Raw genomic sequence first — 23165 nt, forward strand, 5'->3', positions numbered from 1 at the left:
TTGAGAGCAAGCTGGATTGAAGGTATCACTTAGAAGGCTTGAGGCGCGGGGTTAAAAAATATCGAGACAAAAAAAAGCCCGCTGTAAACAGCAGGCTTTTCAGAAACTTTTAATCTAATTAAAATTAGATAGTAGTAACGTTTGAAGCTTGAGGGCCTTTTTGACCTTGTTCAACTTCGAAAGATACTTTTTGGCCTTCAGAAAGAGTTTTGAAGCCTTCAGAAACGATAGCACGGAAGTGAACGAATACGTCTGCGCCGCCGTTGTCTTGAGAAATGAAACCGAAGCCTTTCTCTTCGTTAAACCATTTTACTGTACCAGTAGTCTTTGACATGTTATGTCCCTTAGTATTTAAGATTAATCGAACGTCACTAATATGACGGCTGCGCAAGCTTTAGCTATTAAGTTAAGGGAAAAACAGAAAACACGACTTTACTTTTTACAATAAAATTTGAAACTTGCTTTTGCTTAATTTTGTCTAACAACTTTGCCTTACGAAGCGAGTGATATGCTACAGCAGTTTAGAGCTTTGTAAACGTTTTTCTTAGATTATCTGTAGATATTTTCTCGGAAAAAAGTAACAAAGCTTACAAGTCACTGAAACCACTAAAATATAGCTCAAATATTGAACAGCTGATAATTTTCCAACTCAGGGATGGTTTCGACCAAAGACTTCTCTTCTTCAGCTAGTTTGCCCATTGAATCGCAGTAATCTTGCGCTTTTCCAGCAATTTCAGAAGAGTGTTCTTTGAGTTTTTCCTCTACTGAAATCTTAAGGTCGTTTAACTGTTTCTGCAGTTCGGTAAAGTTTATTCCCTCTTCCGAGGCCAGTTTTTCTTGCAGTACTGAGAATGCACTGGCAAAGAATTCACGGTTAAAGACCTCACGAGCATCAGCAAAATCTTGCTGCCAATTATCAAACATATTGCCAAAGGCATTGGGTTTCAAAACCCACTCACCGTTTTGATAGTAGCGCTGCTCCAACTTCGCATAAAAATCAGAGATTGCCTGACGAACGTTCTCAAACGCATCTGTATCATTGAACTGAGCTGAAACGTCATCAAGCACTTCATTCGCAAGTAATACACCTGACTGTGCGACTTCTCGAGCTTTAGGGATATCGTTGTTCAATTGCACTCTGTAGTGATCGAGTAACTGTTGTTGCTCTTTATTCAAAGGAATTGATTCACCTTCGATAACCAACCCATTGGCTTCAAATACTGCTCGGTGACCTTCTCGGTCAATGATCTCTACCTCTTTACCATCGAGGTGCAACTCATTATTCAAATCGACATTGCAAGACTCGTAATCCGCTAGCGACTGCGCTTGAAGTACTGGAGCAACGAATAGTGACCCAATTAGAATGCTCGAGGTAATGCGCTTAATCATTGAAAATTCCTTGTTAAATGATATCCGGCTACTCTACAGCCAAATTATTCGTTATCCAATAAGCTTAACTGCTTCGCTTGAGCTTCCGGTTGCAACATGACACTCAAGCCAAGCAGTCGAATTTCACGACCTTGCTGACGCAAAAGGACTTCTTCTAGCAAAGGATAAAAGGCAGCTAAGTTCAACTTATTGGAACCTGTTTCTATGGTTGTCAGTTGAAAGTCAGCAAATTTCACCTTGATGCCTTGCTTAGTGATAGGGCGAACGTGCTCCCCCCCCACTTTATCTAAGCGTCGCTGTAATTCAGGATAAAGTCGCTGCTCTATGACCTCCCAACATTGCTCAAGGGTCTCGATATTTTGAGTAAAGGTTCGCTCTACCCCCACTGACTTGCGCTCTCTAGAAACCTGCACACTGCGATTATCGATACCATGGCAACGCTTCCAAAGTGACGCCCCTAATCGGCCATGTCGTACTAATAGATCGCGATAATTCGCTTTGCGCACATCCTCACCAAGATAAAGGCCGGTGCGGTGCAACCTTTGCAACGCGACCTTACCGACACCCGGTATTTTTTGCAAAGGCATGCTATCAATAAAGTCCTGAACTTGATTAGGAGGTATCACATACTGGCCATTAGGCTTGTTCAGATCCGATGCAACCTTAGCCAAGAACTTGATCGGAGCAATCCCTGCTGATGCTGTTAAATTAAGCTCTGATTCGATGTCGCGTCTGATTGACTGAGCTATCAAGGTAGCTGAGCCATTGCATGATGAACTATGCGTGACATCAAGATAGGCCTCATCGAGCGACAATGGCTCGATAATATGCGTATAGCGAGCAAAGATAGCTCGGATTTGAGCTGAAACCTCTTTATATACCTGCATACGGCCAGGCACTACTAACAAGTGAGGGCACAACTTCTTAGCCTGCGCGGTCGGCATCGCTGAATGAATACCGAAACGACGAGCCTCATAATTGCAGGTGCTCAACACTCCCCGCTGAGTTTCACTGCCGCCCACAGCCAGTGGACGGTTTCGATACTCGGGAAAATCCCGCATTTCTACCGCTGCGAAGAAACAATCCATATCGATGTGGATGATTTTTCGTTGCGGAGTGTCATTAGAGTACTGTTCAGGCATACAGTCATTTTAACCCACTATCAGCTCTGTTCAAAAACTATTTGCTTACCTTATCTGCTCAATCAATTAAAAATTGATCTAATAAACATCACATCCAATAGGTAGATGCTAATATTTGTCGATTTTCCAAAAAATGGAGAAAGAAAATCATGACTTCTATTTTGCAGGGCATGCAGATGCTATTCGTTGCGTTTGGTGCCCTTGTTCTTGTTCCTTTATTAACAGGGCTTGACCCGAATGTGGCACTGTTTGGTGCTGGTGTCGGTACCCTTCTGTTTCAATTAATCACTAAGCGCTCGGTGCCCATCTTTTTAGCTTCCTCTTTTGCCTTTATTGCACCGATTCTTTACGGCGTTCAAACTTGGGGCATTCCCGCGACCATGGGCGGCTTAATGGCAGCAGGTCTTGTGTATATCGCACTAGGCGGACTGATTCGCGTTCGTGGCGTAGCCATCATCCATAGACTGTTGCCACCAGTAGTTGTAGGGCCAGTGATCATGGTGATCGGTTTAGGCCTTGCTCCGGTTGCGGTAAATATGGCGCTGGGTAAAACGGGAGACGGTGCTATCCAATTGGTCGATGGACAGATTGCTTTGTGGATTTCATTAGCCTCGCTACTGACCACCATAATCATCAGCGTATTTGCCAAAGGCTTTTTAAAGCTGCTACCTATCTTTGGCGGTATCGCGGTAGGTTATACCTTGAGTCTATTTGCAGGTATTGTCGATTTTAGCCCTGTGACTAATGCGGCATGGTTTGCACTACCTAACTTCGTTACCCCAGAGTTCAACATCAATGCCATCCTATTTATGATTCCGGTAGCTATTGCCCCAGCCGTAGAGCACGTTGGTGATATGCTAGCGATCTCTAATGTGACAGGTAAGGACTACCTGAAGAAGCCAGGGTTACACCGCACTATGGCAGGTGATGGAGTTGCGACAATGGCGGCAAGCATGATGGGCGCGCCACCAAACACGACGTATAGTGAGGTGACTGGCGCAGTTATGTTGACCAAGTCTTACAATCCAAAAATCATGACCTATGCTGCTATAACCGCTATTGTGCTGGCGCTAGTGGGTAAATTAGGCGGTGTATTACAAACTATACCTGTACCTGTAATGGGCGGTATTATGATGCTGCTGTTTGGCTCTATTGCCACTGTGGGTCTAAACACACTTATCCAAAACCGCGTTGATTTGCATAACTCACGCAACCTTGTGATTGTGGGCGTAACACTGGTCTTTGGTATCGGTGGCATGGCATTTGGCGTGGGTGAGTTCAGCCTACAAGGCATCAGCCTTTGCGGTATTGTCGCGATTATTCTGAACTTAGTTTTACCAAGAGATCTTGGTGAGTCGCATGTTGTGGATAGTGCTCAGATGGAAGAGAATCCAGAGCAAAAATAATCCCTATTGTTGAAAACAAAAATGCCAAGCTTTCGCTTGGCATTTTTTATATTGCTTAAATACGATTACGCAATGCGGTCTTTTTCCCAAGACGCGACTTTCTCAGCTCTCGCTGCAGCTTTTGCTTCTCGGCGCTTACGTGCGTCACAAGGCTCTGGACAACTGCATACTTTATCAATGCCCATTGCGTCTAGGCCGCCACAGCTACCCTTCACTACCTTCTTCTGGATAATATAACCTACCGACATCAAAGTAATGAAGCCGAGGAAAATCCCAAATGTGACTAAGAACGTTGTCATTGCTCTATCCTACTTATTCAAATATTTAGCAAAGGCTTCTGAGTACACCTCTTTAAAGCCATCTTCAGTTTTTACGATCATAAAGATCGCGAGATCATTCTCGTTCGCAACTTGAAGGCCTCTTTCTTCGCCCATCACCATCAGGCCGGTCGCTAAACCATCGGCCGTCATACATGATGGATGAATCGCTGTCACAGAGACTACCTTGTGTGCGATCGGTTTGCCAGTTTTTGGGTTAATTATGTGCGAATAACGCACACCATCACGCTCAAAGTAATTACGGTAATCACCGGATGTTGCCATCGCCATATCACCAGGCTGGACAATCAGTTCCACCTCGCGAGCATCTACCGTCGGTTTTTCTATGGCGATACGCCAAGGAATACCTTCGCTGTTATTGCCCTTTAATCTTAGCTCGCCACCGACTTCGACTAAAAAGCGATGAACGCCCTGAGACTCAAGGTAATCCGCAATAACATCAACACCCCATCCCTTAGCGATAGTTGAAAGATCAACGTACAGATTAGGAATATCCTTTGATAAACCTTGCTCTGTCACTGAAAGATGTTGAATGCCTACCATTTCACGCCTTGATGCCAATTCTTCATCTGTTGGCACTTTGTCTGGGCGAGCCTCTGGGCCGAATCCCCACAGATTCACTAAAGGGCCTACCGTGACATCAAGGGCACCTTCCGTCAGTTCGCTCAAGCGAATGGCTTCGCGAACCACAATCTCTGTCTCTTTCGATACAGGAAACGCTGCTGCCGTCTGATGCTGATTGAAAAGGCTCAGCTCAGAGTCAGGGCGGTATGTGGACATCTGATCGTTGACTTGCTCTAGCAAGATATCTATCTGCTTTTGCATTTCTTCAGGCTGTGGCGCCTTATCATCGGCAATATACTTTATGTGATAGGTAGTCCCCATCGTCTTGCCACTCAATGCAACTTGCTTTGGTGCTTGATCACAGCCCGTTAATGCCACAGTGGTTACCAGCAATGCCACTAACCACTTAGAACCTTGAATAAGATGACTTACAGCTTTCATCTTGATCTCCATAAATAAACGAGGATTATCTAATACAAAACAAAATGGCTGACTCAAAGAGCCAGCCATTGTTTTATTCGATTACGGTTTAACCACCGAAGTCATCGAGTAGGATGTTTTCATCCTCTACACCTAGGTCTTTTAGCATGCCGATTACAGCTGCGTTCATCATAGGTGGACCACACATGTAGTACTCACAATCTTCAGGCGCTTCATGGTCCTTCAGATAGTTTTCGTACAGTACGTTATGGATAAAGCCAGTGTAACCATCCCAGTTGTCCTCTGGAAGAGGATCAGATAGCGCACAATGCCACACAAAGTTATCGTTTTCTGCAGCAAGATTATCGAAGTCATCAATGTAGAACATTTCACGCTTCGAACGTGCACCATACCAGAACGTCATCTTACGCTTAGACTTCAAACGAAGCAGTTGGTCGAAGATGTGCGAACGCATCGGCGCCATACCAGCACCACCACCAACAAACACCATTTCGTTGTCTGTATCTTTCGCGAAGAACTCACCAAATGGTCCAGAGATCGTACACTTATCACCTGGCTTAAGAGACCAGATATAAGAAGACATGATACCTGGTGGTACATCAGGGTTGTTAGGCGGCGGCGTTGCAACACGCACGTTTAACTTAATCAAACCTTTCTCTTCAGGGTAAGATGCCATTGAGTATGCACGAATCGATGGCTCATTAACCACAGACTCATAGCGGAACAAGTTAAACTTATCCCAATCTTCACGATACTCTTCAGGGATATCGAAATCCGCATACTTGATATGGTGTGGTTCAGCTTCAATCTGAATATAACCACCTGCGCGGAAAGGTACTTCCTCGCCATCAGGGATCTGCAGTACAAGTTCTTTGATGAAGGTCGCTTCGTTGTCATTAGAAAGAACAGTACATTCCCACTTTTTAACACCAAAGATCTCTTCAGGAAGCTCGATAGCCATATCTGATTTCACGGCTACCTGACACGCTAGACGCTCGCCTTCACGTGCTTCACCTTTGCTGATGTGGTCAAGCTCTGTCGGTAGAATATCACCACCACCAGATTTCACTTTTACGCGACACTGGCCACAAGAGCCACCGCCACCACAAGCAGACGATACGAAAATACCGTTGCCAGCAAGAGCGCCAAGCAGTTTGTCACCTGGAGAAACCGTAAAGCCTTTCTCAGGGTCACCATTTACTAAAATGTTGACGTCACCCGTTGGTACCAGCTTAGATTTAGCGAATAAGATCACTAGCACTAGAGCCAATACAATCAGAGTAAACATCACTACGCCAAGAACGATAGTATTCATTGACTAATCCTTATAATTTACTCTTACAGTTGAACACCGGAGAAAGACATAAAGCCTAACGCCATCAAGCCTACAGTGATGAAGGTGATACCAAGGCCACGTAGACCTGGAGGTACATCTGAGTACTTCATCTTCTCACGCAGACCAGCAAGAGCAACGATTGCTAGCATCCAGCCAACGCCAGAGCCAAAGCCGTAGACTACTGATTCAACGAAGTTGTAGTCACGTTGTACCATGAAAGATACACCACCGAAGATTGCACAGTTCACCGTAATCAGCGGTAGGAAAATACCTAGCGCGTTGTACAAAGGCGGGAAGAAGCGGTCTAACACCATCTCCAAAATTTGTACTAGGGCTGCAATAACACCGATGAAGGTAATGAAGTTAAGGAAGCTTAAATCCACACCTGAGACTAATGCGTTCTCTTTCAAGATTAGGTTGTATAGCAAGTTGTTCACAGGAACCGCGATGGTCAACACCACCACTACCGCTACACCAAGACCGAAAGAGGTTTTTACCTTCTTAGAAACAGCAAGGAATGTACACATGCCTAAGAAGAAGGATAATGCTAAGTTTTCGATGAAAATCGATTTAACCAGCAAGCTAATATAATGTTCCATCGTGCTATTACTCCTTCGCTTCTACTTGTTCAGGCTTGAAGATACGGATTGCCCAAATCATAAAGCCAATCAAGAAGAATGCAGACGGTGCAAGTAAGAACATACCGTTAGGTTGGTACCAACCACCGTCAGACACTAGAGGAAGTACTTCCATGCCGAACAATTTGCCAGAGCCGATAAGCTCGCGGAAAAATGCTACGGTAATCAGTACGAAACCATAACCTAGACCATTACCGATACCATCAAGTAGCGATGGTAGTGGTGCAGATTTCATAGCGTATGCTTCTGCACGACCCATTACGATACAGTTAGTAATGATCAAGCCAACGAATACCGATAACTGCTTAGAGATATCGTAAAGGTAAGCTTTCAGGATTTGGTCTACCACGATTACAAGCGATGCAATGATTGCCATCTGAACGATGATACGCACGCTGTTTGGAATGTGGTTACGAATAACAGACACGAAGAAGTTAGATAAAGCAGTTACAAAGATTACCGCTAAAGTCATAACAAATGCTGTTTCAAGCTTGGTGGTTACCGCAAGCGCAGAACACACACCAAGAACCTGCAAAGCAATTGGGTTGTTATCTAAAACAGGAGCCCAAAGGTTTTGCTTCGCTTCTTTAGATATAGCCATTAGTTCAGCTCTCCTTCGCGTACTTTAGCAAGGAATGGACCAAAGCCCATGTCGCCTAACCAGAAATCAAACGTATGTTGTACGCCGTTCCCTGTCAGAGTCGCACCAGATAGCCCATCAACACCGTGAATATCACCAGCTGTTGCGCCACCTTTAACAACCTTCAAAGCAGGCTTAAAGTTGTCATCGAACAGTTTTTTGCCTTCGAACTGACCAACCCAATTAGGGTTTTCTACTTCACCACCTAGTCCAGGAGTCTCTCCTTGCTCGTAGTAAGTAATGCCAGAAACCGTATTACCGTCCATTTCAACAGCAACAAAAGCGTACATCATCGACCATAGACCTGTTCCGTGTACAGGAAGGATAACTTTTGAGTAGCTATCTCCATCCTTAACAAGGTAGACAGTACCTACGTTCGCACGACGAATGATCTTAGCCGTATCGTCAGCAGCGTCTAGTCGAATTGACTCAGCAGGATCTTTAGCGGCTTTACGTTGATCGTACGCTGCTGCATCACCTTCTACAAATTCGCCTGTTTCGAAATCTACTAGACGAGGCTCAATAAAATCACCAAACAGCTGTTGGATTGTGCCTTGCTCAGAGATTTTTGCTACTTCAACAATTTTTGTTTGCTTATCCAGTACCGCGTTAGCTTGCTGTTTATCGCGCAGGCCGACTGCCGCAGTAGATACCACGACAGAACAAACCAAACTCAAGCCAACAACGACACCTAGCGTTTTCTTAATGCTATCGTTCTTATTTGCCATAGCGTGCTAGTCTCCGCTTAATGTTCTTCTCGATAACAACGTGGTCAAACAATGGTGCAAATAGGTTCGCGAATAGAATCGCCAGCATCATACCCTCTGGGTAAGCTGGGTTGACTACACGAATCAATACACACATGAGACCAATCAGGATACCGTACCACCACTTACCTTTGTTGGTAAAAGAGGCTGAAACAGGGTCTGTCGCCATGAAGAACATACCGAATGCAAAGCCACCAAGAACTAGGTGCCAGTGCCAAGGCATACTAAACATCGCATTGGTATCAGAACCAATTAGGTTAAATAACGTTGCTGTTGCGATCATACCGATCATAACACCAGCGATAATACGCCAAGAGGCAATACCCATATATACGATCATCAGTGCACCTAGCATTAGGAACAAGGTCGAAACCTCACCAATTGAGCCAGGAATGTTACCGATAAATGCATCCATCCAAGAGATTGTTTGGCCTGTCACATTATGAACTAGGTTAGCATCGCCACCTTGAGCCCACTGACTAAGAGCAGTTGCACCAGAGAAGCCATCCGCTGCAGTCCATACTAAATCACCAGAGATTTGCGCTGGGTAAGCAAAGAATAGGAATGCACGACCTGCAAGAGCAGGGTTCAGGAAGTTACGACCTGTACCACCAAAGATCTCTTTCGCTACAACCACACCAAAGGTAATACCTAGTGCAGCCTGCCATAGAGGTAGTGTTGGCGGAACAATCAATGCAAAAAGAATAGAGGTAACGAAGAAGCCTTCATTCACTTCGTGTTTACGCACGATACAGAATAGAACTTCCCAGAAACCACCGACTATAAATACCGTCGCGTAGATAGGTAAGAAGTAGGTTGCGCCGAGCAACATCTTACTGCCCCATCCGGCCTCAGCACTTATGGTGCCACCGAGCATTTCAGTCAGCCAGTAGTGCCAGTTGCCTGCCACAATACCCGCTAGTTCAGACCCTGAGTGCAAGAAGGTCAGAGCACTGATCGCTTGGTTACCCGTGTTGTACATGCCCCAGAACATTGCTGGGAAAACAGCAAACCACACCATGATCATGATGCGTTTAAGGTCAACGCTATCACGCACGTGAGCTTTAGTCTTAGTTACCGTACCAGGAGTGTAAAATAGAGTTGCAGCTGCTTCATATAGCGGATACCACTTCTCCCACTTACCGTCGGCTTCAAAATGCGGTTCGATGTCTTCAATAAATTTCTTCAACATGACTTAACCTTCCTTCTCTATAGTGTCTAGACACTCTCGAAGTAACTCACCGTATTCATATTTGCCTGAACAAACATAAGTACAAAGAGCAACATCTTCTTCAGATAGCTCTAGAACACCTAAGCGCTGTGCACTGTCTACATCACCAGCACACAAATCGCGCAGAAGCAGTGTCGGCTCAATGTCCAATGGCATTACTTTCTCGTAGTTGCCGATTGGAACCATTGCACGCTCACCGCCATTTAGCGATGTAGTTAGGTTGTATAGTTGGCCTTTAAATAAGTGACCAAGGAATGAACGAGTAATTGAGAACTTGTTCTTACCTGGCATTGCCCAACCAAATAACTCTTTATCTCTGCCTTCACGAAGTGCAGAAACTTGTTGGTGGTAACGACCTAGGTACGCATGAGGGCCTGCCGCATTGGTACCCCAAAGAACCGAACCTGAAATAATGCGTACTTCACCTGGCATCATTTCTTTGTCTGCTAACTCTGGAAGGTAAGCACCAACAGTAGTACGAACCAAGCGAGGGTTGTTTACTACAGGGCCAGCAAGAGCAACAACGCGATCTGAATAGATCTCACCGGTTAAGAACAACTTACCGAAAGCGATAACGTCTTGATAGCTGATGCTCCAAGCCACATGCTCTTCATTAACTGGGTAAAGGAAGTGCATATGAGTACCCACTAGACCCGCAGGGTGCGGACCAGAGAACACGTGCTCTTCGACATTGCTTTGCTCTGAACGAGGAAGTGAACCACCGTTTTTACACACATATACCTTGTCATTGGTCAGCACTGATAACAGGTCGAGACCTGCAACAAATGCTTCAGACTGATCGTTAATAATAACGTCAGGATTTGCCGCCAATGGGTTAGTATCGATTGCAGTAACAAAAATGGCATTAGTCGTAGAGTCGACTGCTGGTACCTTGCTGAACGGACGAGTTCTTAAAGCGGTCCATGAGCCAGAATCAACAAGCTGCTTGCGAATCACGTCCGCGTCTAGCTTAGCTAGTTCGTTTTGCTCATATTTGTCGAAAGTGATTTGCTCATCACCAGCTATTTCGATAACAACTGATTGCAGCACACGTTTCGCACCACGGTTAACTTGTGTCACCGTACCACTTTGAGGTGCAGTAAATACTACGCCAGGATTCTTTTTGTCAGCAAATAGAACCTGTCCTTTCTTTACTACGTCCCCTTCGCGAACATGCATTGTTGGACGCATGCCCACGTACTCTTCGCCAAGCAAGGCGACTTTTGAGACGGGATTACCGTCATTAATCACCTGGGTAGGAGCGCCTGAAATAGGAAGGTCCAAACCCTTTTTAATTGTAATCATACGCACTTGCACTATTTTAAGGAAAAAAGACTTTCATAACACAAGCACATTCATAATGTGCTTGTTCATAACAGATAGGTCAGTTTTTTCTAACATATCCTTGTTAATTACCATACGAATCCGCTAGAGGGATTCCATCCGGGCCTGCAATTCTAACATCATCAGCCCGATACATTCCATGTTGTGCGATAAGGATTAGCAATAAATTACAAATTTACGTCACTAAGCGCCATAAAACTTGATCTAAAGCACGGCGCAGACGTTAGTTTTATGAAACAAAGGTCAAATTGTGAACAACCCGTAAAAATGTAACAAACAAACCATTATCGACTTTTCGTTAGTGTCCCCCACCCATGCAATCCGGAGATTCTGGAATTTGCTGCTCCTTCCATTCCTCTTTCGTCAGGGTGTGCATTGAAAGCGCATGAACTCCACCAGCAAGCTCGTCACTCAATACTTGATTTACTAATCGGTGGCGGGCAATCAGTCGTAAGTTCTCGAATCTGTCACTCACAACTACGACCTTAAAATGGCTTTCTGAGCCTTCAGGTACGTTGTGCTTGTAGCTCTCATTGATAACTTGTAGATGGTGCGGAGAGAAGTGATGATCCAATTTCTGCTCAATTAATTGCTGTAGCATGCTGTTTCTCTAAGTTGATACGCTTAAGTATAATGTAAAAGCTTAATTTTTCGCCAATTGCTACATTCTAGTACGAAATGCAGACGCATTTGGACTTAATCATTTTCTTTATTCTAAATCAGAACAATAAGTTAATTCGCATAAATAGGGCTAATTTGCGACAATAGACATAGTTTAGTCCCACTTTTTTAGCACTGATAATCATGAAAACCGAGCTTGCACTGCATGACCAACAATTTACCCTACATCGATTTCCCAAGAGGGCGAACGAGACCTTTCAAGCTTGGGATGCAGGTGATGAGTACATCATCAACTATTTTGTTGAGAACCCTCTCATACCAGGTTCTAAAATACTCATCCTAAACGATAGCTTTGGTGCGCTGAGTTGCTGGTTCTCCAGAGATTACGAAGTGTACCTGCAATCAGACTCCCTCATCAGTCATAAAGCTGCTCTGAAGAACCTGCAGCGCAATCAATGCAACAAATTGGAATTTCTGCGTTCCACTGACACCACCCCGAACGATATTGATGCGGTTATCTTACAGATCCCAAAAAGTAATCGATTCTTGACCTGGCAGTTACATCAAATAAGACAGTCCCTGCCTGAAAATACTCCTGTCGTTGCGGTGAACAAGGCGAATGCCATTCATACCTCAACGCTAAAATTGTTCGAACAGTACCTAGGCGAAACCTCCACCTCCCTTGCTTGGAAGAAGCACCGACTGGTGTTTAGTAAAAGCAATACGCAGCCAATCAAGGAAGTAGAAGCTAAAACCTGCTGGCCAGTGCCTGAACATGACATGCACCTGTGCAACCTTGCCAATGTTTATTCTGGAGAAAGCTTGGATCTAGGTGCTCGCTTTGTACTTGAGCACTTACCTAGTAACTCTCAATATAAGAAGATAATTGACTTGGGGTGTGGCAACGGTGTGCTGTCAATTAAGCTAGGAAGAAACAACCCAGAATCGGCCATTACCAGTGTTGATGAGAGCTTTATGGCCGTGGAGTCGGCACGCATTAATGTCGAAGCCAATGTCAGCAATCCACAAAGATACACTTTTATTGCAAATAATTGCCTTGATGGGTTTGAAGCAAGCAGCCATGACCTCATTGTATGCAACCCTCCCTTTCATCAGCAAAATACCGTGACTGACCATATCGCTTGGCAGATGTTCACTGATGCTCACAAAGTGCTAGAAGATGGAGGTAAACTATTGGTGATCGGCAACAGTCATCTAGGTTATCCCGCCAAATTAGGCCGACTATTTGGATCAAACAAGGTAAAAGTAGTGGCAAACAATAAAAAGTTCACGATAGTTTCTGCGGAGAAAGCACCAAGAAAATCAATCTAATAGCGCTATTATTCTGAGGCTTGTGATAGTCTCAGGATTACTCTTTCATTTTTCACTATCTCATTAAGGGAACTATCGATGAAACACTTGCTGATTGTTGCTTTTTCAGCCCTTATCCTGAGCGGCTGTGCTAACCCGACCGATCAACAGCTAAACTTTACTCCAGCGGCTGACAGTAACCAGATTACGTTGAATGAACAAAAGTCTCTAGCGCTCAGCACAACCGATGTGCGTACGGCTCAGTATCTCGCTTTAGTTAACAAAGGGGCGGACAAAGCGCTACCAATTCACGCTAAGCAAAATGCCCGCATTGCTTTTAACAATGCAATGAAGTCACTTTTGGAATCACAGGGGTTTGTTATTTCACTAAGCAGTGAAAACAGCGTTGAATTGGAAGTTCAAGAAGCCTTAGTTCGCGTCAACTCATCCACATTTAGCAACGAGATGGATGCGAAGGTAACTCTTAAGGTCACCGCCGAAACGCCGAGTGGAAAATTTGTGAAAACTTATTCTGGCAGCGCCAAAGCAACCAATTCTATGGGTGCGTCCAATGAACAAATTGAACACATTCTCAATCATGTCTCTAGAATAGTGTTAAATGAGATTGCGAATGACATAGAGCTTATCGATTACATGGAGGAGAAATTTCAATGAGCCGATTACTACTATTAATGTGTGCGCTGTTTAGTGCATCTGTTTTTGCTAGCACCAAAGTAGTGTTTGAAACAACGCTAGGCAACTTCACTATTCAATTAGATGAAGAAAAGGCCCCTGTCACTAGCGCCAACTTTTTGCGCTATGTCGAAGATGGCAGCTACGCAGGAACCATCTTTCATCGTGTGATCCCTGGCTTTATGGCACAAGGTGGTGGCTTTGATGAAGAGATGAACCAGATTCAAACCTATGGTCCAATCAAAAATGAAGCCAATAATGGTTTAATGAATAAAGTAGCGAGCGTTGCTATGGCGCGCACCAACAACCCTGACTCGGCAACTCGTCAGTTTTTCATTAACTATTCAGACAATGCGTTCTTGAATTACTCTTCTTCAAATCCTGGTTACGCGGTATTTGGCCAAGTGGTCGAGGGTTATGATGTGGTTCAAAAAATGGCCAGTGTTCCTACCAAAAGCTCTGGTTTCATGAAAGATGTTCCTTCCACGCCTATCGTTGTCACAAAAGTGACAATTCAAAAATAGATCTCATCTAGAGTTGCTCTAAGGTAAACGCAGGGTCGGCTGACTCTGCGTCACTAGTGAGCAAAAGGAAATAGAATGACGGAAAAGATGTCTTGGAGTGAGACGTTCAAAAGCTACCTCGATAAGCGCCTACTTTGGGTATTTATGTTGGGTTGTTCAAGTGGCTTCCCTTGGGTGTTAATTGGCTCGAATATGTCTGGTTGGCTAAAAGATGCCGGCTTAACTCGCGCAGCCATCGGCTATTTCGGCTCAGTCTTTGCTGTATATGCCATTAACTTTATGTGGGCACCGTTAGTCGACCGCGTTAAGTTACCTCTTTTGCACCGCCTATTGGGACAACGTCGATCGTGGATCTTTTTATGCCAAGGGATCATGTTGATGTGTACTCTGGCTATTTCAGGCGTTGACCCTGCAAAGAGCCTAATGTTTACCTCAATGTTAGCACTCGGCATCGCCATCGCTTCTTCTACTCAAGATGTCGCCATCGACGCATACCGAATTGATAGCTTCCCAAAAAGTGAAGCCTCAAAATTACCGCAAGCATCAGCTATGGCCGTTGTTGGATGGTGGACAGGTTACTCACTGCCTGGTTACTTAGCCTTCGTCAATGCAGACAGCATAGGTTGGAACGGGGTATACGTAGGGATGGCAGTCGTGATTGGCATACTCATGCTATTTACATTGCTTACCAAAGAGCCCCGTACAGCTCGAAGTAAGCTGCAAGCTGAGGCTGAACAACGCCACAGCAAGGTTGTCGGCTCTCGAGTTGTGGCTTGGCTAAGTGTGACCTTAATTGAACCCTTCGCTGATTTCTTTAGACGCAATGGCGTTCGAGTTGCAATAACACTGCTACTGTTCGTTTTCTTGTTCAAGATTGGTGAAGCATTCCTTGGGCGAATGTCGATTCCATTCTACAAAGAGATAGGCTTCAGTAACGAACAGATCGGTCACTACTCTAAGCTGATTGGCTGGGGAGCAACGATACTCTTTACTATCGTCGGTAGTATGTTCAACGTTAGATTTGGCATTGTACGTGGTTTGATGATTGGTGGCGTAGCTATGGCATCCAGTAACCTGATGTTTGCTTGGATAGCGAAAGCAGGCCCTAGTGAAACCTTGTTCTTAGCCACAATTATTGTCGATAACTTTACCACGGCATTCTCTACCGTAGCCTTTGTTTCGTTCTTAACGGTTCTAACCGGGCAAGCCTTCTCTGCAACTCAATACGCACTGCTTGCCTCTCTAGGAAACTTTGGCCGAACAACCCTCGCCTCTTTTAGCGGCGAATTAGTTGACTATCTAAATGACTGGTCACTGTTCTTTATTATCACCGCCGCTATGGTCATACCAAGCTTGATCATGCTGTATTCTCTTAGAGGGTACTTTAATGACGTCCTAGAAAAGGCTCGTCTGCGGGGTTTAGAAGATGAAAGGCAGCACAACCAGTCTTTAAAAGAAGAATCTGACTCTGCGTAAATTTTCCAATCTAGCGTGAATAAAAATGCCACACAGTGTGTGGCATTTTTTGTGTCTGGGTTTGTCCCCTTTACGGGTACATTCCTCGACCAAACATATTGAAGATCCGCGCAACGCCTTGAGTGAATACCATAGGGTCGCTGAGCACTGTCAAACATAAGCAATCTTGCCCATCCTCAGTTCGAGGAGCATGTTTTGTTGATGCATCAGCTACCGTAAAGTCGCCCGCACTATATTGCCCATCTTCGTCGCTAAAGCTACCATGAAGCACTAATGTCGTTTCGACACCTTTGTGAGTATGTTGAGGAACTTGCACGCCTCCGGTGATGTACAACAAGCTGACTCGCTCCTGCTCTCCGATATCAAGATGTGCTGTATAGACTTTGCCGCCATAACTTTTCCAATCACTCAATCTTGTGCTGACATTGTGCAAAGACTTGGGAAGGAAAAACTCCTTGCCGTTCACCGCAATTTTCACTGCCGGCTTTGGCTTGCTAATAGCGCTCTGTTTGTCTAAGGAGATGATATCGTTGAACATCGCCTCCATCATATCTTGGTCGAAATCAACCTCTGCGTCTTGCTCCATTAAAGATTGGGAAGCTTGAGCCTCAAACTCTTCTATCTTGCTGTGACAGTGACTACAGGTCTCTACGTGAGCTGCGAGCGTCAGTCCATTACAAGCATCGATGCTTCCATCCGCATAGGCTTTCAACAACTCGTTACTTGGATGATGTTTCATACTTGATCCGCCCTTATTGTGTCTTTCAACTTCTCTACTGCCAGTCTCAATCTCGATTTAACTGTTCCGAGAGGAATATCAAATTTATCTGCTACTTCTTGGTGAGGTAACTCATCAAGGTATATCGCCTTTACCACTTCTTTCTGTTTCACGGGAAGCGTATCTAGGTACCGGACAATCTGCTCTCTTAGCATGTTTCTCTCAGGTGAATACTGGTCTACTAAATCTGGCGGGCAATAATCATCCGGCCAAATATCTTCTGAGTGGACATGTAGTTCTCGGCCTTTCTGCTTGCGAAGAAGATCAAAGCAGAGGTTTCTAGCTATGGTGTATATCCAGGTAGATAATGCACTCTTGGTTCCGTCAAACAGATGAGATTTTTGCCAAACTGCAGCTAAAGCGTCTTGCACCAGTTCCATTGCTACTTGCTCATTTCCCACATGCTTATAAGCAAACTGCTTTAAGCGTGGAGAGAAGTGTTTGAACACCTTAGCAAAGGCTGACTTGTCTCCCTGCTGTACTTTGACCATGCACTCGTTCCACTCTGCCCGAGTCGGGTTTGAGGCTTTGGCTAACGTTTCCATGATTCACCTTTTGAGAGCTAGGGAGGACGAACCTCCCTTATAGATTATTCGGTGATGTCTGCAGCGAGTATGCCTCCATTGGTTGCAATCGCCTTGTACACCTTACCGTTTTCTAGTGCCACACCTTCCAGTTGTAGAACAGGGTCTTTACTACCTACCCCTGTTACCGTCACCACGTAGGTGCCTGCTGCAACATAAACGTTCTGTACTATATCTGTATACGCAAACCCAGGTAGGGCTGGATCACTATTCGATATATCCGTTGAATCTGTTAAGTATACGTCAACAGTTGCAGCTGCGGGTAAAGATGCCCCGTGCAGCACACTTAAGGTTGCACTGGTTGCCACTGGACGACGGTTATCTTCTATAACAAGCGCATCAATATTCGCTAAGTCATTGATGGCATAAACGCTATAGTCTTTACCTTTCTCAAACTCAACCCCTTGCGCATCAATCTGCAGTGTTGTTGGGTCATCAAAAGCAAACACCCCTAAGTCGTAAGCTTTGGCCACCAAATCTAGGTAATCTGATACCAAAGTAAATACCACATCGTTTAACGCAACCGCACCATCCACAGACACATCAACATCTGGAGCGTCGGCAGACAAGTGACCGACACGTACCTGAGCGATTTCGCTAGCATCATGAATAATTGATGAGCCGCTTCCGTCCATTACAAGTAGCTTCACTGGAGCCGCTGGCATGTCTTCGTCCGACGTATTATTTACATTTGGAATGGCGGCAATAGTGAGCTCCGCACCCGCTGGCAATGGAACGGTGCCTGAATCAAACGCTACGGTATCTGTGCCGGCTAATGCTAAGCGGACTCGATAATCTGCGGCGGGCACACTAACCACTCCTGTAGAGGCTTTGTATGAAAGAGTAGCAAGGGGCGCGGCCGGATTTATATCATCATCGGGACCAGTTACGTGCACGTCCACCTCTGGTACGCCCGGTGATGCATGCACCACTTGAACGTCAACATTGGTAGCGTCGCCATCTCCTGCTGCACCGCGAGTAATAATGAGAGGCTCTACACCAAACTCTGAACTCGGGTCTGCGTTACCTATTACCATTACCGTGTATAAAAGGCTTGAATCTAAATTGAGCACGGTATTAGGTATAACAGTCGCGACCTCTCCACCCGGGAGCTGTACGTCTACCTGGACGGAATTTTCGCCCTCATCAAGTGCTATATATCCTGAGGCTGTGGCGTAATCCACTCCAGATAACGTTTGACTGTTGTAGGTCGAACTAGTGCTCGCCGAGTCACCATTGATGGTGACGTTAGCCAGGGGTGCATCTGAAGAGGCATGTACTGCCTGAACTCGAGTTTGAGCTGCATTGTTGTCATCATCGTCGTCACAGCCGACAAGAATCAGTGCCGAGGCTGCTAGCACGGCAGAAAGTGTTTTATTAGACATGGTTTTATCTCCGTATCACGCTCATTGAGCTTCGATAGCCTGGCTGAGGAATCTCAACGCTTCATCACAGTCCGCTTGGGAGATGAGGTGCTCAAATTGCTGCTGCTCTATCGGTAACAGTTCCAACCATCTCTGACTTACCCAAGTTGCATCATCAAAGAAGCAGTGTGAGTACAGGTTCTTGATTTCAGGAAACCGCTGATAAACGCGTTGCAATTGATCACTAATGAAAAGGTTGTCACGTGAAAGTTCTCGACTGTCCCAGTTGTTGAGGTTTTCAACCTCTCCACACCGTAAGCCATCAAACTCACTCCAAACCCTCTTCACCCTGAAGCGACGAGTTCCTACTATGGTTACACCAAGGAAGCCGTCTGAAAGTTGTTCAAAATCGATAATTTCTGCAAGTGTGCCGACACGTGAGATATTGCTAGGAGAAGAATTACCTGGCTCGCTAATCAAACAAACACCAAAACCTTCTCCCGCTTTACAACAGTCGCTGATCATACGCTTATAGCGAGGTTCAAAGATTCTTAGGTTCATTTTCCCTTCAGGCAAAACTACTGAACTTAGGGGAAACAGTTTGATTACAGACATAAGCCACTCTTCTTTATTAATCTCCCAAACTGTTACGCAAGCGAAAATAGATAGATCAGAAATCCCGCCACATTTTGTTACCCAAAAAGTTCCCTCGATTTTGTCCGTTTGATCGACCTTTGAGCAGTCACTTTTTAAAATCGTGATCAAGATCACCGATCTGAATTGAACTTTTACATTTTGCCGCTTCCATTTGCGTGCCAGATCTCTATTATTCGCTTCACGGAAACGGTTGCTATGGAATGGCAAGTTCATTTTTTCGCAAAAACATTTTTGAGAGTACCCATCATTATGCGTAAATCACTTTTAACTCTTGGCCTACTAGCGGCTACTTCAGCACCAGTAATGGCTGCTGACTACACAGACGGTGACATCCACAAAAACGACTACAAGTGGCTGCAATTTAACCTAATGGGTGCTTTCGACGAAAAGCCTGGCAACTCTAGCCACGACTACCTAGAAATGGAATTTGGCGGTCGTTCTGGTATCTTCGATCTTTACGGTTACGTTGATGTTTTCAACCTACTAAGCAATCCAAGCTCTGATAAAGCTGACGCTGATGCAAAAATCTTCATGAAATTTGCTCCACGTATGTCTCTTGATGCATTGACCAAGAAAGACCTGTCTTTTGGTCCTGTACAAGAGCTATATGTTGCTTCTGAAATTAACTGGGATGGCGTTACAACTAACGCAGCAAAAGGTACTTTCGGTGTTAACCTTCAGAAAATCGGTCTAGGTTCTGACGTAAACGTTCCTTGGTTAGGCAAAATTGGTCTTAACTTCTACGGTGTTTACGATTCAAACATGAAAGACTGGAACGGTTACCAAGTATCTACTAACTGGTTCAAACCTTTCTACTTCTTCGAAAACGGTTCTTTCATCTCGTACCAAGGTTACATCGACTACCAATTCGGTATGGATGATTCAAGTGACTTCAACTCAAGTCATGGTGGTGCAATGTTTAACGGTATCTACTGGCATTCAGATCGCTACGCTGTAGGTTACGGTCTTAAACTGTACCAAGATGTTTACGGTATCAAAGATACTGACAGCTTCGAATCTTCAGGCGTAGGCCACTACGTTGCTGTAACTTACAAGTTCTAAGTCGAACTTTAAGTTAGAAAAAAGGCGCTTATTAGCGCCTTTTTTGATCTTGTAGATTCGCGAATTGAATCCATTACGAGTATCCTAGCCATGCATTAATACTCTGGAGTATGGTTTGAATATTTGCATCCTTGGCGCCGGTGCCATTGGCTCACTTTGGGCCAGTTACCTTCACAACGCAGGTCACTCAGTCTCTCTATGGACTCGCGGTTCTGAGGCTTCAATCTCACTATCATTAGACGAACGCCCACCACTTGTATTTTCCTGTAATCAAGAGTCTCAATTGGCTAATGCCGACTTGTTGATCGTGACCGTCAAAGCATGGCAGGTAGAAAGTGCGATTCACCCGATTATTTCGTTACTCAAACCCCATTGCTCTATTATGTTTAGCCACAATGGAATGGGCGCTGTTGAGGCCGCCTTGCCTCAAATTTCTGATCACCCCGTTTTATTTGCCACCACAACACATGGCGCATTACGAAAAGACAAAAACCAGATACAGCATACCGGTCATGGGCAAACCATCATTGGCTCTCTCAACAATCTTGCTGATGAAAAGTTAGATAAGCTAGTCGAGGCTTTTGATCTAGCAATGCCTCCTACACTCTCAGACAATAACATCGGGCAAGCATTGTGGAATAAACTTGCCATCAACTGCTGCATCAATCCACTCACAGCGCTTCACGATTGCCGAAATGGTGAATTAGCGGCTAAGGATACTCTGGAGATCATTGAAACTCTGTGTACTGAGATAGCGATGGTGATAAACGCTGAAGGTTTTGCTTGCGACAACAACGAGCTATTTACCCGAACCAAACAGGTAATTGAAGCCACTAGTGCAAACTTCTCTTCCATGCATCAAGATATTCATCACAATCGCCCTACAGAGATCGACTATATTACTGGGTACTTACTCCAACGAGCACTGGCGCATAACATTGATACGCCTATGAACAAAAAGCTCTTTGACCAGATTAAACAAAAAGAGGCACTCAATGACCATTAAAGCCTTAGTACCTATTGCCCCTGGCACGGAAGAAATGGAAGCGATTACCATTATTGACGTGCTTATTCGTGCCAATTATAAAGTGACTGTCGCCAGTGTTGATCCGGAAGGAGCACTGACATTTAAAGGTTCAAGAGGCATTCCTCTCACCGCTGAAGTCAAGCTGGTCGATGTTGCCGATGAAGAATTTGACGTTATCGCTATGCCTGGTGGTGTGGGTGGTGCGGAAGTTTTCCAAAACAGCATTCTACTGCTTGAGATGGTAAAACAGCAGCAATACGATGGCAGGCTAAATGCTGCGATTTGTGCAAGCCCTGCTCTGGTGCTTCAGCATCATGACTTATACCCAAATGCGCTTATGACTTGTCATCCAAGCTTCAAGTCGCATATCTCAGAACAAAACTGGCGCGAAAAACGCGTAACTTACGATCAGAACCATAAGCTACTCACTAGCCAAGGCCCAGCAACGGCCTTTGAGTTTGCTATGGAAATCATTATTCTGCTTTCTGGTAAAGCCTTCGCTTGGAGCGTAGCTCAGCCTATGGTGCCACTACCTAACCTTCATTATCACGAACTAGGAGCTAAAGGTGTTTGATATTCATGCCATTCGGGCCCAATTTCCGGCCTTGCAACAACAAATAAATCAGCAGCCATTGGTTTATCTTGATAGCGCAGCCACCACCCAAAAGCCCGCTAGAGTTATCGACACCATTAGTCAGTACTACTCTCAACACAATGCTAATGTGCACAGAGGAAGCCATAGCCTCACGGCATCTGCGACCACTGCCTTTGAAGGTGCAAGGGACAACGTACGCACCTTTATCAACGCCTCTTCAAACAAGGAAATTGTGTGGACTCGCGGTGCTACTGAAGCCATCAACCTTATCGCCCAGACTTATGCTCGAAACAATTTAAAAGCAGGTGATGAGATACTGGTAAGTGAAATGGAACACCACGCCAACATCGTTCCATGGCAGATTGTTGCACAGCAAACAGGGGCTATCGTCGTTAAGATCCCTATGCTGGCAAACTGCACACTGGATCTAGATGCTTATCGTTCTCTGCTCAGTGATAAAACAAAGATCTTAGCTATTGGCCAGGTGTCCAATGTCACAGGGACTCGCCATCCCATAGAGGAAATGATCGCTCTCGCAAGGCAATTCAATACCATAGTAGTGGTCGATGGCGCGCAAGGTATCGTGCATGAAGCAATAGACGTACGAGCGCTCGATTGTGATTTCTACGTGTTTTCTGGACATAAGCTATACGCGCCAACGGGGATTGGTGTGCTGTATGGAAAGTTAGCATTATTAGAGGCAATGCCTCCATGGCACGGCGGCGGAAAGATGGTACAAAAGGTGAGCTTTTCTGGTACTTCTTTCAGTGATCTTCCCGGAAAGTTTGAGGCAGGAACACCAAATGTGGCGGGAGCACTGGCGCTTTCTAGTGCTATAGATTGGCTCACAGACATTGATCATCCGAACGCTGAAAAGCATGTACAGGCATTGCAGAACAAAGCCTATCAGGCTATCTGCAATATCGAAGATATAGAGCTAGTGGGTTATCAACCTGGTGCGAGTGTCATCAGTTTTATTATGCCGGGCGTGCATCATCAGGACATTGCTACTTTGCTTGATCAACAAGGCATTGCGCTACGCGCTGGTCATCATTGTGCTCACCCATTAATGGATGCTTTAGGCATAAAAGGAACGGTGAGAGTCTCTTTTGGGGTGTACAACACAGAGCAAGAAGTGGATGCTTTTATTGCTGCTCTCACCAAGGCTGTAGATATGTTGTAAAAGAAAGCTGTCAGTGGTCAGCTAAAAGCTAAGAACTGGTTCGCTTAAACCTTA

25 protein-coding genes are annotated in these 23165 nt (G+C 45.0%); 9 read left to right on the forward strand and 16 right to left on the reverse strand.

Features of this window, described 5'->3' with window-relative positions; all coding sequences use genetic code 11:
- Positions 1-124: 124 nt before the first annotated feature.
- The 3 genes from cspE to dinB all read right to left on the reverse strand — a co-directional run bounded on the left by cspE (position 125) and on the right by dinB (position 2531).
- Entirely contained in the window at positions 125-334 is a 210-nt protein-coding gene (gene cspE, locus OCU46_RS10745; RefSeq protein WP_017029143.1) for a transcription antiterminator/RNA stability regulator CspE, read from the reverse strand.
- A gap of 284 nt (positions 335-618) precedes the next feature.
- Positions 619-1389 carry a DUF2884 family protein gene (locus tag OCU46_RS10750; protein WP_141272098.1) on the reverse strand — a complete coding sequence of 257 codons (771 nt, stop codon included), beginning with the start codon at positions 1387-1389 and terminating at the stop codon, positions 619-621.
- A 44-nt stretch (positions 1390-1433) separates the two neighbouring features.
- Entirely contained in the window at positions 1434-2531 is a 1098-nt protein-coding gene (gene dinB / locus OCU46_RS10755; RefSeq protein WP_141272097.1) for a DNA polymerase IV, read from the reverse strand.
- Positions 2532-2680: 149 nt separating this feature from the next.
- Between dinB and OCU46_RS10760 the strand changes: the two genes are divergently transcribed.
- Positions 2681-3937 (forward strand): uracil-xanthine permease family protein, encoded by a 1257-nt coding sequence (locus tag OCU46_RS10760; RefSeq protein ID WP_141272096.1) that lies wholly within the window; start codon positions 2681-2683, stop codon positions 3935-3937.
- 65 nt (positions 3938-4002) lie between these two features.
- On the opposite strand, the gene nqrM is transcribed toward OCU46_RS10760, so the two are convergent.
- The 9 genes from nqrM to OCU46_RS10805 form a co-directional block, all read right to left on the reverse strand.
- Positions 4003-4236, reverse strand: a complete 234-nt coding sequence (nqrM, locus tag OCU46_RS10765; protein ID WP_017029139.1) for a (Na+)-NQR maturation NqrM — start codon at positions 4234-4236, stop codon at positions 4003-4005.
- Between the two features lie 9 nt (positions 4237-4245).
- Positions 4246-5280, reverse strand: a complete 1035-nt coding sequence (locus OCU46_RS10770) for an FAD:protein FMN transferase (protein ID WP_141272095.1) — start codon at positions 5278-5280, stop codon at positions 4246-4248.
- An 88-nt stretch (positions 5281-5368) separates the two neighbouring features.
- Positions 5369-6595, reverse strand: coding sequence for an NADH:ubiquinone reductase (Na(+)-transporting) subunit F (gene nqrF, locus OCU46_RS10775; RefSeq protein WP_141272094.1), 1227 nt, complete (start codon positions 6593-6595; stop codon positions 5369-5371).
- A gap of 23 nt (positions 6596-6618) precedes the next feature.
- Complete coding sequence (gene nqrE / locus OCU46_RS10780) at positions 6619-7215, reverse strand: NADH:ubiquinone reductase (Na(+)-transporting) subunit E (RefSeq protein ID WP_141272093.1); 597 nt, start codon at positions 7213-7215, stop codon at positions 6619-6621.
- A 7-nt stretch (positions 7216-7222) separates the two neighbouring features.
- Positions 7223-7855, reverse strand: coding sequence for an NADH:ubiquinone reductase (Na(+)-transporting) subunit D (locus OCU46_RS10785; RefSeq protein ID WP_017029135.1), 633 nt, complete (start codon positions 7853-7855; stop codon positions 7223-7225).
- On the reverse strand, positions 7855-8622 hold the full coding sequence (locus OCU46_RS10790) for a Na(+)-translocating NADH-quinone reductase subunit C (RefSeq protein WP_141272092.1): 768 nt from the start codon (positions 8620-8622) through the stop codon (positions 7855-7857). Before OCU46_RS10790 ends, OCU46_RS10785 begins: the two co-directional genes overlap by 1 nt.
- Positions 8612-9853: an NADH:ubiquinone reductase (Na(+)-transporting) subunit B gene (locus OCU46_RS10795; RefSeq protein WP_102550596.1), complete on the reverse strand. Its 1242-nt coding sequence runs from the start codon at positions 9851-9853 to the stop codon at positions 8612-8614. The genes OCU46_RS10790 and OCU46_RS10795 overlap by 11 nt, the downstream gene beginning before the upstream one ends.
- A gap of 3 nt (positions 9854-9856) precedes the next feature.
- Positions 9857-11197 (reverse strand): Na(+)-translocating NADH-quinone reductase subunit A, encoded by a 1341-nt coding sequence (locus tag OCU46_RS10800; protein WP_141272091.1) that lies wholly within the window; start codon positions 11195-11197, stop codon positions 9857-9859.
- 337 nt (positions 11198-11534) lie between these two features.
- Positions 11535-11837 carry a BolA/IbaG family iron-sulfur metabolism protein gene (locus OCU46_RS10805; RefSeq protein WP_141272090.1) on the reverse strand — a complete coding sequence of 101 codons (303 nt, stop codon included), beginning with the start codon at positions 11835-11837 and terminating at the stop codon, positions 11535-11537.
- Positions 11838-12040: 203 nt separating this feature from the next.
- Between OCU46_RS10805 and OCU46_RS10810 the strand changes: the two genes are divergently transcribed.
- The 4 genes from OCU46_RS10810 to OCU46_RS10825 all read left to right on the forward strand — a co-directional run bounded on the left by OCU46_RS10810 (position 12041) and on the right by OCU46_RS10825 (position 15861).
- A complete protein-coding gene (locus OCU46_RS10810; protein ID WP_141272089.1) occupies positions 12041-13189 on the forward strand; it encodes a methyltransferase in 1149 nt (382 codons plus the stop codon).
- A 78-nt stretch (positions 13190-13267) separates the two neighbouring features.
- Positions 13268-13843, forward strand: a complete 576-nt coding sequence (locus OCU46_RS10815; protein ID WP_141272088.1) for a YajG family lipoprotein — start codon at positions 13268-13270, stop codon at positions 13841-13843.
- Positions 13840-14385 carry a peptidylprolyl isomerase gene (locus OCU46_RS10820; protein WP_141272087.1) on the forward strand — a complete coding sequence of 182 codons (546 nt, stop codon included), beginning with the start codon at positions 13840-13842 and terminating at the stop codon, positions 14383-14385. Before OCU46_RS10815 ends, OCU46_RS10820 begins: the two co-directional genes overlap by 4 nt.
- Positions 14386-14460: 75 nt before the next feature.
- Positions 14461-15861, forward strand: coding sequence for an AmpG family muropeptide MFS transporter (locus OCU46_RS10825; protein ID WP_141272086.1), 1401 nt, complete (start codon positions 14461-14463; stop codon positions 15859-15861).
- A gap of 70 nt (positions 15862-15931) precedes the next feature.
- On the opposite strand, the gene OCU46_RS10830 is transcribed toward OCU46_RS10825, so the two are convergent.
- Genes OCU46_RS10830 through OCU46_RS10845 form a run of 4 tightly spaced genes read right to left on the reverse strand, consistent with a single transcriptional unit; the run spans position 15932 to position 19202 of the window.
- Positions 15932-16600, reverse strand: coding sequence for a ChrR family anti-sigma-E factor (locus OCU46_RS10830; protein ID WP_141272085.1), 669 nt, complete (start codon positions 16598-16600; stop codon positions 15932-15934).
- Entirely contained in the window at positions 16597-17184 is a 588-nt protein-coding gene (locus OCU46_RS10835; RefSeq protein ID WP_141272084.1) for a sigma-70 family RNA polymerase sigma factor, read from the reverse strand. The genes OCU46_RS10830 and OCU46_RS10835 overlap by 4 nt, the downstream gene beginning before the upstream one ends.
- Positions 17185-17228: 44 nt before the next feature.
- Positions 17229-18608: a DUF4397 domain-containing protein gene (locus tag OCU46_RS10840; RefSeq protein WP_141272083.1), complete on the reverse strand. Its 1380-nt coding sequence runs from the start codon at positions 18606-18608 to the stop codon at positions 17229-17231.
- A gap of 21 nt (positions 18609-18629) precedes the next feature.
- Positions 18630-19202, reverse strand: coding sequence for an LON peptidase substrate-binding domain-containing protein (locus OCU46_RS10845; RefSeq protein WP_141272082.1), 573 nt, complete (start codon positions 19200-19202; stop codon positions 18630-18632).
- A gap of 291 nt (positions 19203-19493) precedes the next feature.
- Here OCU46_RS10845 and OCU46_RS10850 point away from each other — a divergent pair, with 291 nt between their 5' ends.
- The 4 genes from OCU46_RS10850 (at position 19494) to csdA (ending at position 23111) form a co-directional block, all read left to right on the forward strand.
- Positions 19494-20306 carry a nucleoside-specific channel-forming Tsx family protein gene (locus OCU46_RS10850; RefSeq protein WP_141272081.1) on the forward strand — a complete coding sequence of 271 codons (813 nt, stop codon included), beginning with the start codon at positions 19494-19496 and terminating at the stop codon, positions 20304-20306.
- Between the two features lie 115 nt (positions 20307-20421).
- Complete coding sequence (panE, locus tag OCU46_RS10855) at positions 20422-21312, forward strand: 2-dehydropantoate 2-reductase (RefSeq protein ID WP_208733562.1); 891 nt, start codon at positions 20422-20424, stop codon at positions 21310-21312.
- Positions 21302-21907: a DJ-1 family glyoxalase III gene (locus OCU46_RS10860; RefSeq protein WP_141272079.1), complete on the forward strand. Its 606-nt coding sequence runs from the start codon at positions 21302-21304 to the stop codon at positions 21905-21907. The genes panE and OCU46_RS10860 overlap by 11 nt, the downstream gene beginning before the upstream one ends.
- Entirely contained in the window at positions 21900-23111 is a 1212-nt protein-coding gene (gene csdA / locus OCU46_RS10865; protein WP_141272078.1) for a cysteine desulfurase CsdA, read from the forward strand. The genes OCU46_RS10860 and csdA overlap by 8 nt, the downstream gene beginning before the upstream one ends.
- Positions 23112-23165 lie beyond the last annotated feature (54 nt).

Source organism: Vibrio comitans, assembly GCA_024346835.1.
GTDB classification, from domain to species: domain Bacteria; phylum Pseudomonadota; class Gammaproteobacteria; order Enterobacterales; family Vibrionaceae; genus Vibrio; species Vibrio comitans.